The sequence below is a fragment of the Pseudomonas sp. PSPC2-3 genome (assembly GCF_049898265.1).
Taxonomy (GTDB): domain Bacteria; phylum Pseudomonadota; class Gammaproteobacteria; order Pseudomonadales; family Pseudomonadaceae; genus Aquipseudomonas; species Aquipseudomonas veronii.
Genome location: NZ_JAFCXJ010000007.1, coordinates 160,133 through 172,909, shown reverse-complemented (window position 1 = coordinate 172,909; position 12,777 = coordinate 160,133). Strand labels below are relative to the sequence as shown.

Annotated in this window: 11 protein-coding genes; 4 read left to right on the top strand and 7 right to left on the bottom strand. The window is 54.1% G+C overall.

Annotated elements, in window-relative coordinates; translation table 11 throughout:
• Nucleotides 1-16: 16 nt before the first annotated feature.
• Nucleotides 17-1,738, bottom strand: a complete 1,722-nt coding sequence (gene aceK, locus ACP7E3_RS17270; protein WP_046489433.1) for a bifunctional isocitrate dehydrogenase kinase/phosphatase — start codon at nt 1,736-1,738, stop codon at nt 17-19.
• 257 nt (nt 1,739-1,995) lie between these two features.
• Here aceK and ACP7E3_RS17265 point away from each other — a divergent pair, with 257 nt between their 5' ends.
• The 4 genes from ACP7E3_RS17265 to ACP7E3_RS17250 all read left to right on the top strand — a co-directional run bounded on the left by ACP7E3_RS17265 (nt 1,996) and on the right by ACP7E3_RS17250 (nt 7,256).
• Entirely contained in the window at nt 1,996-2,886 is an 891-nt protein-coding gene (locus ACP7E3_RS17265; RefSeq protein WP_426123823.1) for a DMT family transporter, read from the top strand.
• Between the two features lie 88 nt (nt 2,887-2,974).
• Complete coding sequence (locus tag ACP7E3_RS17260) at nt 2,975-4,573, top strand: hypothetical protein (RefSeq protein ID WP_104902675.1); 1,599 nt, start codon at nt 2,975-2,977, stop codon at nt 4,571-4,573.
• A gap of 784 nt (nt 4,574-5,357) precedes the next feature.
• On the top strand, nt 5,358-5,888 hold the full coding sequence (locus ACP7E3_RS17255) for a hypothetical protein (protein ID WP_426123821.1): 531 nt from the start codon (nt 5,358-5,360) through the stop codon (nt 5,886-5,888).
• Nucleotides 5,889-6,776: 888 nt separating this feature from the next.
• Entirely contained in the window at nt 6,777-7,256 is a 480-nt protein-coding gene (locus ACP7E3_RS17250; protein WP_426123819.1) for a hypothetical protein, read from the top strand.
• Nucleotides 7,257-7,492: 236 nt separating this feature from the next.
• Here the strand turns inward: ACP7E3_RS17250 and ACP7E3_RS17245 are convergent, their stop codons facing one another.
• Genes ACP7E3_RS17245 through ACP7E3_RS17220 form a run of 6 tightly spaced genes read right to left on the bottom strand, consistent with a single transcriptional unit; the run spans nt 7,493 to nt 12,775 of the window.
• A complete protein-coding gene (locus ACP7E3_RS17245; RefSeq protein WP_104904522.1) occupies nt 7,493-7,900 on the bottom strand; it encodes a GtrA family protein in 408 nt (135 codons plus the stop codon).
• A complete protein-coding gene (locus ACP7E3_RS17240) occupies nt 7,900-8,502 on the bottom strand; it encodes a WxcM-like domain-containing protein (RefSeq protein WP_426124003.1) in 603 nt (200 codons plus the stop codon). The genes ACP7E3_RS17245 and ACP7E3_RS17240 overlap by 1 nt, the downstream gene beginning before the upstream one ends.
• Nucleotides 8,487-8,852, bottom strand: coding sequence for a hypothetical protein (locus ACP7E3_RS17235; RefSeq protein ID WP_426123816.1), 366 nt, complete (start codon nt 8,850-8,852; stop codon nt 8,487-8,489). The genes ACP7E3_RS17240 and ACP7E3_RS17235 overlap by 16 nt, the downstream gene beginning before the upstream one ends.
• Complete coding sequence (locus tag ACP7E3_RS17230) at nt 8,839-9,789, bottom strand: glycosyltransferase family 2 protein (protein ID WP_426124001.1); 951 nt, start codon at nt 9,787-9,789, stop codon at nt 8,839-8,841. The genes ACP7E3_RS17235 and ACP7E3_RS17230 overlap by 14 nt, the downstream gene beginning before the upstream one ends.
• Nucleotides 9,786-10,889, bottom strand: a complete 1,104-nt coding sequence (locus ACP7E3_RS17225) for a DegT/DnrJ/EryC1/StrS family aminotransferase (protein ID WP_426123814.1) — start codon at nt 10,887-10,889, stop codon at nt 9,786-9,788. Before ACP7E3_RS17225 ends, ACP7E3_RS17230 begins: the two co-directional genes overlap by 4 nt.
• Before the next feature lie 14 nt (nt 10,890-10,903).
• On the bottom strand, nt 10,904-12,775 hold the full coding sequence (locus tag ACP7E3_RS17220; RefSeq protein ID WP_426123812.1) for a hypothetical protein: 1,872 nt from the start codon (nt 12,773-12,775) through the stop codon (nt 10,904-10,906).
• Nucleotides 12,776-12,777 lie beyond the last annotated feature (2 nt).

Here is a 12,777-nt window from a genome sequence, read left to right as displayed (position 1 = left end):
CCGGCATGCGCGCCCCTCATTCGTTCTCGCGTTCCTTGCGCCGGTACGGAAACACATCGATGACCTTTCCGGCGCGAATCGCGTCCTGCAGGCCCTTCCAGTAGTCAGCATCGTACAACTCGCCGTGCAGTTGATCGAACAGCTTGCGCTGGCCGGCGTCGGCGAACAGGAACGGCGGGAACTCTTCGGGGAACACATCCAGCGGGCCGATGGAGTACCAGGGCTCCGAGGCCATTTCATCCTCCGGCGTGCGGGGCGCGGGGATGTGGCGGAAGTTGGCTTCGGTGAGGTAGCAGATCTCGTCGTAGTCGTAGAACACCACGCGGCCGTGGCGGGTGACGCCGAAGTTCTTCAGCAGCATGTCGCCGGGGAAAATGTTCGCCGCCGCCAGTTGCTTGATCGCCAGGCCATAGTCTTCCAAGGCTTCGCGCTCCTGGGCGGGGCTGGCGTTGTCGAGGTAGAGGTTGAGCGGGGTCATGCGCCGTTCGGTCCAGCAGTGGCGGATCAACACGGTGTCGCCTTCGACGGCAACGGTGCTGGCGGCCACGTCGAGCAATTCGGCCAGGCACTCGGGCTCGAACTTGCTCAACGGAAAGCGAAAATCGGCGAACTCCTGGGTATCGGCCATGCGCCCGACGCGGTCGACGCTTTTGACCAAGCGGTACTTCTCGATCACGGTGGCGCGGCTGACGTTTTTCGACGGCGAGAAGCGGTCCTTGATGATCTTGAACACCGTGTTGAAGCCCGGCAACGTAAACACGCTCATGACCATGCCGCGGATACCGGGAGCCATGATGAACTGATCGTCGGTGGTGGCCAGGTGGTTGATCAGGGCGCGATAGAATTCCGACTTGCCGTGCTTGTAGAAGCCGATCGAGGTGTACAGCTCGGCAATGTGCTTGCCCGGCAGGATGCGCTTGAGAAAGCCGATGAACTCCGCCGGCACCGGCACGTCGACCATGAAGTAGGAGCGGGTGAAGGAGAAAATGATCGACACATCGGCTTCGTCGGTGATTAGCGCGTCGATCTGGATGCCCTGCCCTTCGCGGTGCAGCAGCGGAATCACGAGGGGCCACTGCTCGTCGCGGGTGTAGATGCGTCCGACAAGGTAGGCACCCTTGTTGCGGTAGAGCACCGAGGAAAACAGCTCGACCTTCAGCTCAGGGTCCTTGCACACCCAGTCAGGCAGGTTCTCGCGCAGTTGCACTTCGAGGCGGCGCAGGTCGGCCGGCAGATCCGCGTAAGGCTCGCTGAAGCTGTAATCAGCGAAAATCTGCGCCAGCATGTCGGAAATTTTGCCGACTGGGGTGTAGACCCGGGTTTGCGCCGCCCTCGCCCGGCGCAGGCTCGGCCGCGTGGTGTGGACGAACATGCAGCCGTCACTGATCAGGTCATGGCTGAACAGGCCACAGAAGATCGAGTTGTACCAGGTCTCGGACAGCTCATCGTCAAAGCGCAGGTCGATCAGGCCGATGTAGGCGCTTTTCACCAACGGCCAGGCCTCGATGTCCATCAGGGTGGCGTCATCGAAGCTCGCCCGCAGGCGGCTCGTCACTTCGCTGACTTTCTCCTCATACAGGTTGATACGCGCCGCCGAAGCCGCCTGGCCCTGCTGCCACTGGGCCTTTTCGAAACGTTCACGGGCACCATCGGTGATCTGGCGGAAGTGCTCGCGGTAATCGTCGAAGCCATCGAGGATCATCTGGGCGATAGCGAGGGCGGGTGTGCGCTGCGACATGCGGGAAACCTCGGACGGGTATCTGGAAGCCCAGAGCTTAGCCAGTGAATGCAGGCAGGAGAAGCAGTCATTTAGCATGTTGGTTTGTGGACTTTCGTTCATTTCGCCGATTGATGAGCGTTGTTGGAAACACTCAGCGCTGCCCCCCGCGCAAATTGGCCAGCAGAGGCCGGTGACGCGGTTTTTCCGGTAATCAGCGATTGTGTCGAGCCGGAGGCTGGGCAACACTCGCCGTCCGATTGATGTAGGAGTTTTCCGTGAGACCTGTCGACACCCTATACCTGCTGGGGCTGGCCGCGATCTGGGGCGCGAGTTTCCTGTTCATGCGTATTATCGCCCCGGAAATCGGCACGCTGCCGACCGCGTTCTTCCGCGTGTCGATTGCCGCCGCCGGGTTGCTGGTGATGCTCACGGTGATGCGCGTGAACTGGGACTTCCAAGGCAAGTTCAAGACCATCCTGCTGCTGGGCGTGATCAACTCCGGCATACCCGCGACCCTGTACTCCGTGGCGGCCCAGGTGTTGCCGGCGGGTTACTCGGCGATCTTCAATGCCACCACGCCGTTAATGGGCGTGCTGATTGGCGGATTGTTTTTCAGCGAACGCCTGACGCCATCGAAAGTCGCCGGGGTGTGCCTGGGCCTGTTTGGCGTGGGCGTGCTGACCCGCGCCGGGCCGGTGGCGTTTGACCTGGAATTGTTGATGGGCGCGTTGGCCTGCTTGTTGGCCACCACTTGCTACGGCTTTGCCGGGTTTCTCGCGCGCCGCTGGCTGGATCAGCGCGGCGGGCTCGACAGTCGGCTCGCGGCCCTGGGCAGCATGCTCGGCGCGACCTTGTTCCTGCTGCCGCTGTTTGCCTACAGCGCCATCGTTCATCCGCCGGCAAGCTGGGGCGGCTGGCACGTGTGGTTGTCGTTGCTCGGGTTGGGGCTGATGTGTACGGCGTTTGCCTACGTCCTGTACTTTCGCCTGCTGACAGCCATTGGCCCGGTGCGATCGATGACCACCACCTTCCTGATCCCGCCGTTCGGGGTGCTGTGGGGTGCGTTGCTGCTGGATGAGCCGCTGTCGATGGCGCATCTGTATGGCGGGGTGCTGATTGCGGGGGCACTGTGGTTGGTGTTGCGGGTGGGCAAGTCAACCAGGTGAGCGTCGTGGCCGACGCATCGATTCACCTACCCTGAGCCCCGCTGAAGAGGCATAGTGCACGCCATCGGGAAATGACGCGGAATGAACCATGAATCACGCTATACATGAACGGGCCGTAAACACACTCGTTCTTTTGGCCTTGTCGGCCTCTTTCGTCATCGGCAATTTTCTTTGGCAAGGCCATGATAGTTTTAACCTCTGGGATGAAGGGTTCCTGTGGTACGGCGCGAAGCAAATCATTGCCGGGCAAATTCCGATCCGTGACTTCATGGCTTATGACCCTGGCCGATATTTTTGGTCTGCAGGCTACTTTTCCCTTGTAGGCGATACGGGAATCATGGCACTGCGCGCCTCCGTGGCGATGTTTCAAGTATTGGGCGTATATGCAGGGCTTTGGACCATCGCCATTGCGTTACGAGGAAACTCTCTCAAAAAGCTCGCTTTTCTATGTATCACCGGCCTTGCGCTCATGGCCTGGATGTACCCACGGCACAAGATTTTTGATATTTCGATTTCAATGATCATCGTTGCAGGCCTGACTTACCTCCTGCTTAACCCGACAGTAAAACGCTACTTCCTGCTTGGCGTGATCATCGGTCTCGCGGCCGTATTTGGCCGTAATCATGGCGTATACGGCGCCGTGGCCAGCGTAACGGCCATGAGTTGGCTCGCCATTAGGGCATCCGATCAGGGGCAACGATTCAAGGGCGTCCCGGCCTGGGCAGCGGGAGTGGCCGTAGGCTACCTGCCGGTCATCGCCATGTGTTTGTTCATACCCGGTTACTTCTCAGCCTTCATAGACACGATTGTGTTCATGCTCGAACAAGGCAACACCAATCTGCCGCTACCCGTCCCCTGGCCTTGGACCGTTGGCTTCGGAACCGCCGGCGTAGTCATCGAGACCAGATGGTTCCTCATCGGCCTCTGCTTCATGGCATTGCTGGCATTCGGTATTGGCGCACTGGGCTGGGTGTTTAAAGAACGGCTGCGAGGTAGACCCGTGCGCCCTGAACTGGTGGCCGTGGCTTGCGCAACGCTTCCGTATGCCCACTTTGCCTTTGCAAGGGCAGACGTCGGCCACCTCGCGCAGGGCATTTATCCGATGCTCCTCGGTATCTTCATCCTTTTGGCCACACTCAGAACGTGGGCGTCAAAACTGATACTGAGTGTGCTTACCGCCGCTGTCAGCTTGTTCATACTTGCCGCCTGGCAGCCTGGAATACTCGCTCGCACCCAAGATGGCTGGAGGCAGATCAACGTCTCGGGTTCGACCATATCCATGGACCCCGGTACCGCCGATGCGGTACAGCTCCTTAGGGACCTGACTGGCCGTTATGCCCCAGAGGGCCGAACGGTGCTGGTCCTGCCGTTCTGGCCCGGCGCCTACCCCTTGCTGGAACGGGAAGCGCCCCTTTGGGAGATATACGCACTTTCACCGCGCACCGAGGACTTCCAGCGCGCGGAAATCGAACGGATAAAGAATGCCGACCCAGGGTTCGTGCTGGTCTTCAACATGGCGATGGACAGTCGGGAAGCGTTGAGATTTTCCAATTCCCATCGATTGATGGACGACTATATCCGCGCCCATTTTGAACCGGTTCAGCCCACGCCTGATCCGGCCTACCAGATTTATAAAGCGTTACCCAAGGCGAAAATAAACCCGACCAGTGAAAAGGTTGTAGATTGATCGACAAATAGCCAGTTGATTTGTAAACTCGCAGACCGCGAGTATTTACATCGTTACATAGCACCAATCCGAAAATTGGCGCTCGCTCTGGCAACTGAAATTAATATGGATGAGGATGGATCAGTCTTGGTCGGATTATCTGGCAGACATATAGCGATGGCCGTCGTTACTGTAACGTTGCTTACCTACTTATGGGTGGGCGTTATTCCACTCCACGAAGGTGTGGACGGAGACGAAAACTACTAAGTAGTCATATGTTAAGTTATTAGCGCCAAGCGTACCGATCATTAACGCCCCCTGTCGCCCCGCAAAAATATCAGTTCTTTCAATTGACACCTTCCACCTAGCATGGAGAAGTAAAAGAAACACTGGTTTTTATTCAGCTGTTATTCAACATCAGCTTTCTGGCCATCCGAACAGGCTGCTTGTTCAGTTGATCGCAGACGCTAGGCGTGACGCCGCTCAAGCTATCTTATCCATGATTTTTTATATTCAGCTGGGCGAGATTGGTAATACCCGTTTTTTATTCGACCCTGAGCGACCACCTAGCCATTCCCTTTTGCTGTATTGATTTGTGATGCTGGGTTAATCATAAAAAATTGCCCTGCATATTATATGCACCTGATTTGCCTAGTTATTTTCAGCTCTCTTTGTTGTCCCACCGGAGTTAACTTCCTTTCCTTACGGCACTGTCAACCACATCAGCATCAAGAATTCTAAACCCAAACAAAAATCATTATTTACATCGTTTCTAGTGATTGATCTCTTCGCTTACCATCACTTCATGAAAGATATCACCACGCTGAACACCTCCACTCACATTATCAGCGGAGGGCTAACAGCGCTCGTGGGCTTCATACCGCTCTTACCACTGATGCAATCTGTAATTATAGCGTTGCTCGCCTGGATTGCAGCGAGCATTGCGTGGTGCCCGCAACTCTATCGAGGACTTAAACTTCAACGCCTGGTGCCGGGAGTCTGTACGGTCGCCATCAGCTTTCTGGTCATGCGTTCCGTAATTGATTTTTCGACTGGTTTCCAAGGCCCGCCGTTAACCGCAAACCTTATGATGCAGAGCGCCGGAGCGCCTCTCAAGCCATGGATATCGTATTTCCTCTACTTTGGTTTCTACGTCCTGATTGTCGCCATGTACTGCCTCCGTTGGTCGTTCAACGGCGACAGTAAAGTACCGGTCGGCCTGCAGGTGATATTCATGCTGTTCTCCCCACTCCTGAGTTTTGGCTCCGAGAGCTGGCAGTGGAACGGGACCTTTCCGGTGATCATTGTGATCTACGCGCTGACGAAGATTAAATGACGGGAGCGGGTGTTTCTTGCAATAGTGGCCGTCCTTTCTCTTCACGCTGTACGGACTATGGGACGCGTCTCAAGCAACGCTCGAGTACACGATGGGGCTGCAAAGCTCCGAATCGAAGTACTACTTCGGCCGTCAAGGCCCGTAGATGTCTGTGGAGTCTTCCGAGGCTTGTGTGGTCGCATTGATTGTGGTGACCATCATTTATCTTTACCTGGGTGTAACAGGTAACAAAAAATCGGCTGCACCCGACACCTGAAACTCACGACACAGGCGTCAAAAATCCCGTCGTTGCGGGCTTTTTCATGGGCATTAAAGGTGTATCTGCACCCCGTGCGAGTCGACTTGCGAAACCCCCATCGACGGCTGGCTGCCTTGGTACCTCGAGCCGCACGCTACAGAAGCACGGGCTAACTTTCCGTGTCTGCACTTTACTTACAACCTTATACAGCGCGATCAATTAAATATTAATGGCATTCGAAAATCGAGAAAACATAACGTCATCATCAAGCCCGACCTGCTAACGAACTGAAAACCTGCACGCGGGTTGTTACAATGCCTTGTTTTAAAAGATGCAGGGCGCAGCGCGGAGTTGAAAACCAGCTCCCAACCCGCGTAGGTGATGTTCAACAGAAGCAGCCTCACTCAATACCTGCCCATCGACCGCCCAGTAAAAATGCATGACTACCGCCATCAAACCATTCCCACACTCTTGTACTGTGCTGCCAACCACTACATAATCCGACCGCTGAGGTTGATATTTTTAGCAGCAGGGGCGGAGACTGTGCCGCCGATGAATCGTCAGTTTTCGCGATACGCCGATAGCACTGCCAAGCATTTATAGAGTTAAGAAATCAACACTACATACACTGACACCCCTCAGGAAAAACCATGTATAAGATAATTGCGGCGATAAGTTTTCTCGCTATAACTGCAGCAACAATGACGGGATGCAATGACAAGGAAGGGAGCAAGGAAAATGCTGCAGCAGCCAAGACCACTTATTACCCATCAGACAAATGCGCCATTGACACAATCGGCGGAAAGACTGGCGCGCGCGTTTATGTACCGCGAAGCATTGTACAATTTAACGGCTGGGCTATCGATACCGTAAACCAAAGCTCCCCGAAGGAACTCAAACTTCGCCTGATCGGCTACAAGGGTGACCCCGCTACATTCAAGGAATATACGGCTATTGATCGACCGGACGTGGCAAAGGCATTCAACAATCAAAAACTCTTGAAAGCTGGTTTTTCCTTCAATGCCGATTTATCTTCGCTGGAACCAGGTGGCTACAGTGTATCCATTGTAATCCCTGGAGAGAACACCTCGCGTCTATGCCAATCCAAGGCGGTGCTCGTAATAGAATAACCCTGAAAGACGCTGCCATGTTCGAAGTCACCGTCAACGGTGCCTCGAGCATGAGCATCAAGGCGCGCGGCTCCGAAGCCTAAAAGGCTTCACACTGTTGAAATATGAAATTCAACACAACAAAAAAGCCCCTGGACACATCGCCACACTCGTAGCAGGATGTCCCGGAGCTTAAATCTGCGTGACGGTCAGGTAACGGCAGGCGCGTAGGCGCTGCCATGTCCGCCTTTCACCCATCAACCTCGTTTCGGGGCCGTGGAGAACACGTACCTGGAAAGAACAAACGTCATCGGTACCGTGATCGCGATCGCGATTAACGGAGCGACACGGCTATCAAGCCCAAGTTTCTCAACCCACACCCAGAGAATCAAAAGGCTGGTGAGGTATTGCGCCAGATAAACTAACGGAAATAAAGCGACCGATTTGATGCCCTGATGACTCTTGAAAACAAAGTACCGATTGAGGCTGTACGCAAGCACTATCCCGGCCACGTACGCGACCGTATAACTTGTTTTATAGGACAACACATTCAACAGCAGTAAATAGATTCCGTAGGTGACGAGAGTATTGAAACCGCCCGACACCAGGAACCGGGCAAAATCCACCTGCAGGATTTTAGCCGCTGCGCGCTTGATTCCAGGCATCATCGAGCGTTGGCAATCAGCGATTTGAATTCATCGTAGTTGCGGATGTAGTCGGCCGAATCGTAGTAATGCGACGCAAACACCATCAGCACTGCATCATGGGAATAACGATACTGGATGCCCCATGTCATCGGTGGCAGGTAAATACCCTTGTTGGGCTTATCCAGCACGAACTCTTCGCGGTTACTACCGTCGTCCGCGACCACATGCACCGAGCCTTTAACGGCAACCAGAAACTGGTGGCAGACCTTATGTGCATGTTCGCCGCGTGTTTCTGCGGTAGGCACGTCATACACTAGGAAATAACGTTCCGATTTGAACGGGATGGTACGCTCGAATTCACCCGCGGACAGGCTGCCGCGAATGTCAGCGACTTCAGTCATCGTGTGCAACGTCACGCCGCTGACCGTGGTCTGGACCACGCCCGGCTTGCTGGCAACCTTTTCAGCCCCCTCTTGGGAGGTGCTGACAGGCTTGGCATCAACGTAGCCAATAATTTTCGCAGGGTTGCCAACAACGATGGCATTGGGCGGGATAGAACGCGTGACCACCGCACCTGCGCCGATCATTGCGTTGGTGCCAATGGTCAGGCCCGGAAGGATCGTGCAGTTGGCGCCCAGCGAGGCGCCCTTGCGGATGATTGTGCGATCGAAGGCCTGCGGGTAGACCTTGCTGCGCGGAAACAGGTCATTCGTGAAGGTTGCATTCGGACCAATGAAGACGTCGCATCAATGGTGATGCCATCCCAGACCTGCACGCCGCATTTGAGCGTGACGCGGTCGCCGATGATCACATCGTTTTCAATGAACACGTTGTCGCATACGTTGCACTCACTGCCCAGGGAGGCCCCGGGCAGAATGTGCGCGAACGCCCAGACTCGCGTGTCTTTACCAATATTCTCGGATTCGCACAGTGCATGACTGTGAACGAAGTATTGCTTAGTGCTGCTCATTCTTATCTCCAAAATCTTCAACGCGCATTGGGATCGCCAAGGGTCGATTTTTTGTATTTTCGTAGGTACGCCATGCATAGGAGCCCACGATGCCCAGCCCCAGGAGATTCAAGCAGCCAAGGAAAGTGATTGTCAGCATGATCATCGCGTAGCCCGGCACTTCGATCATGCCGTGCAGCTTCGCCGCCAATGTGAAAACGCCGAACACCGCCGCCAGCACCGAGCCGAAAGCGCCGACACGGGTCAGCAACCTGATGGGCAGGTCCGTGAAGGAAAACACGCTGTCCATCAGGTAATTGACTTTCTTGCGCAGGGTCCAGGCCGAAGTACCGTGAACTCTTTCTTGACGGGTGTAGGTCACGACTTTGCGGCGATAACCCAACCAGAAAATCTGCGCGATCAGCGAGCTATGTCGCTCATCCAGCGTCAGCAGTGTGTCCCTGAATGCCCGATTGCAGGCAAACATATCGACGCCGCCCGGTGGAATCTCGGGGATGACATACCGGCGGTAAAGGCCCCAGAAGAGGTTGGACGCCATGCGACTGCCCCACGGGTCCTGCCGCCCTTCTCGAACACCGACGACAACATCGGTGTCCTGGCCCAACAGCACGCGGTTCATTTCAAGAACCAGTTCAGGCGGCTCCTGCAGGTCCGCAGCCATCACCGCAAATCGGTCGCCGCTGCCATTTTGCAGCCCTGTACGAATAGCCATGAACGAGCCAAAGTTCTTCGACAGCAAAATGAGCTTGGATCGGAAAGGCTGCGCAGGCAGCTTCTCTCGCAAAATCTCATAGCAACGGTCCGGACTGCCGTCCACAACGAACACAACCTCAAGGTCGTTATCAAGCTGCGTATTCAGGCCAGCTATGGCGACGAGCAGATCGGGAAGATTGCCCTCATTGCGATATACGGGGATGACCAACGTCAGCAAGGTTATTTCCCCTCAGAGAAGTAAGCAGTGACGGCCTCGATCACGCGATCGACTTCTTCGTCGGTCAGGCCAGGGTAGCAAGGCAGCGAGATAACCGTGTCACACGCTTGCTCGGTCACGCTCAAAGCGGCTGGCGTGGCAGCGTAAGCCGGTTGCTTGTGGTCAGCGATCGGGTAATGGATGTCGGTGCTGACGCTCTTTTCTTTCAACGCTGCAGCAAACTCCGCTCTCGCTTTCACACGCACGACGTAGAGGTGGCCTACATAATCTTCGCCGGTGGAGCACGGCAATTGCATATCCAGTGCCGCGAACGCCGCGTTGTAGCGCTTGGCGATCGAACGACGTTGCTCGTTCCAGGTATCCAGATGCGGGAGTTTCACACGAAGGATCGCGGCCTGCATTTCGTCAAGGCGGCTGTTTCGGCCGCCAGGGACGGACACTTGGTACTTTTGAGTCCAGCCGTATTGGCGCAACTGACGGATGCGAGTCGCGAGTTCGTCGTTATCGGTGACCACTGCGCCACCATCACCCAGGGCACCAAGATTTTTGGTGGGGTAAAAGCTGAAGCACCCAATCGTGCCAAAACTGCCGGCCTGTTTGCCATTGCGTCGCGCACCGTGGGATTGGGCGCAATCCTCCAACACCGGGACGCCGGCAGCCGAAGCGATACGGACGATTTCCTCGATGTTGGCAAGTTGACCGTAAAGGTGCGTCACGATCACTGCTGCGGGCTTGCTGTCAACGATTGCTGCAAGCGCCTTTGGGCAAATCGTCAGGCTGATAGCATCGAGATCGACGTAATGAGGTTCCGCACCTACTGCATGAATAGCAGTGCTGCCGTAGAAACCCGCGTTGGCAACCGCTACCACTCGATCACCACGCCCTACGCCTAACCCCTTTAGTGCCAACTCAAGCGCATCAGAGCCATTGGCAACGCTGATACAGTGGTTGACATCCACATATTTCGCGAACTCTTCTTCGAACAGTTTCACTTCGTTCCCAAGCACGTACCAGTGGCTGTCTAGCACCCTAGTGATCGCGGAAAGAAAGTCCAGTCGAGCGTTTACAACCGCTGCGGAAAAAAGTGGTATTTGATTAGAGGACATTTTATTCACCTTTCTCAATTGGCCTTGAAATACAAACGGCAACGGACTTCCAGATCTTTAATACTTATTTTTTGGTTAGCCGTGACGGGGTCAAACCTGAGTTCAGACTCGAATCCGTTAGTGCTACTAACAGTAATGCTAACGATCTGAGGCTCTTTGGACGGTGACACGGAGACTGTGGCCGACTGCCCCTCACTGTAGCCTATATGCCCAGGCGTCATATAAAACAGCTGAGCAACACTAGCCTCCTCTACTGTCATCGCCGCTACCAGATCAACCGTACGACAGCGTAACAAATCAGCACCTGGAGGAATTTTCATTATCAGGCTTGGGTCATTATCAGTCTTAAGGCTAAATGTACGACTTGCACTTACGTCACGCACCGCATTATTTATTTTTACCACGTCCAAACTATCTGAAAGTCTATAAAGCGGCGACGGGTTGTTGGTCCCGAGTGCTATAGGCAAAATCGGAAGTATTCTGGCAAAAGACGCATCAGCAGCCCGCCCATTCTTTATGCCTTCCGCTATATCGCCGAGATCTATATTTGGACATCTAACCTCTCCGGACTCTTGAATTCTGGAGAGCACACATGCTACACCCTCAGAGCGGTGCTTCATCGTAGTTTGAAAGAACGCTGCGTTACCCATAATCTCTGTAAAAACTAACGCTAAACTCCATAGTGCGACAGCCATAAGCGCCACAACCATAGCGAATGATTTCGATGGTTTGCGGCTCTGCAGACCTTTCAAGCAAAGCAATGCTAGCCAGGGCCAGAGCAAAGTGACCCAGAAAAAGTGGAACCTATAAAAGCCATATATAAAAACATCCGTTGCGCTACTTACGTTATCAGGCCGCAAATTTGTTCGCCCGGCCGATATAAGCAGTAGGTATACAAAAACAATCCCTGATAGCGACAAAAATACAATGATAGCTTTTTTGGTTGTATCACTAGCACTGGAACTAAGTTTAAAAATCCCAGCGACGACAATCGCCAGAATCATCAGCACTGCCACAGCCGTGACTATCAGGGAAAATTTAGGGTGCGACATCGGCAGCATCAATGAGCGACCAATTTTCCCCAACATGAAATACCAAAAATCAGATTCCCAAGGATATGCCATTGGCGCATCTGCGCGGTGCGTACCATGCTGAACTCCTACAATAACCCATAGTTGAGCCATCGTTGTAGCGAGTGCAGGCAGTGCGATCGCCAGTCCAGCACTCACCAAATTTTTACTGTACCTAGATTTATACATCAACCCAACAAAGACAAATATCAGGCAAAGCGCCAGTGCAGAAAACGCACCGCTTATATAAGTTAGACCAGAAATCAACGTGAGAAAAAACACAGATACGAGTACATAACCTGAATTAAGCTTTTCGCGCAGAGTGATTGCAATAATACCTAAAAGGCAAACCAAAGGCACCGCCTGATGATAAGCCAAGTTTTGCCAACCCCAATAGGTATCCGGCTGCAGCATGAGTAGCGTAAACGAGAAAGAAACCGCCAAATAGGTTTTGTTGTTTATGCAGCTACTCAGAAGTTTCCATTGAAACGCCAGCAATCCACCCAGCACAGCTAACATACTGATAAATTGATACGCAACAGTATTTCCATCGAGGAAACGAAACGCCAGCGAATCCAACAGCAATCCTATGGTGTATAACGTGTCATTGTGCGGTGTCATCAAATAACGGAGATCCAGTCGCCCCATGTCATTGGCGTTGTATTGGCGCCAATCGTCATATACAGGAACATCAACCCCGTACCTTAGCCAAGACCAAGCACTGATGATAAGGCTAATGACCGGCAGAGCAATCAAAACAAAACGAAGTAAGTTTTTGAGGTTATAGGAAGAGCGAGCGACGGGCAGCGCAACCATGC

Excerpts from the sequence above, each read along its gene's own strand:
- aceK (WP_046489433.1), bottom strand. The coding sequence starts at position 1,738 with ATGTCGCAGCGCACACCCGCCCTCGCTATCGCCCAGATGATCCTCGAT.
- ACP7E3_RS17260 (WP_104902675.1), top strand. The coding sequence starts at position 2,975 with ATGAATCACGCTATACATGAACGGGCCGTAAACACACTCGTTCTTTTG.
- ACP7E3_RS17255 (WP_426123821.1), top strand. The coding sequence starts at position 5,358 with ATGAAAGATATCACCACGCTGAACACCTCCACTCACATTATCAGCGGA.
- ACP7E3_RS17250 (WP_426123819.1), top strand. The coding sequence starts at position 6,777 with ATGTATAAGATAATTGCGGCGATAAGTTTTCTCGCTATAACTGCAGCA.
- ACP7E3_RS17245 (WP_104904522.1), bottom strand. The coding sequence starts at position 7,900 with ATGCCTGGAATCAAGCGCGCAGCGGCTAAAATCCTGCAGGTGGATTTT.
- ACP7E3_RS17235 (WP_426123816.1), bottom strand. The coding sequence starts at position 8,852 with ATGAGCAGCACTAAGCAATACTTCGTTCACAGTCATGCACTGTGCGAA.
- ACP7E3_RS17225 (WP_426123814.1), bottom strand. The coding sequence starts at position 10,889 with ATGTCCTCTAATCAAATACCACTTTTTTCCGCAGCGGTTGTAAACGCT.
- ACP7E3_RS17220 (WP_426123812.1), bottom strand. The coding sequence starts at position 12,775 with ATGGTTGCGCTGCCCGTCGCTCGCTCTTCCTATAACCTCAAAAACTTA.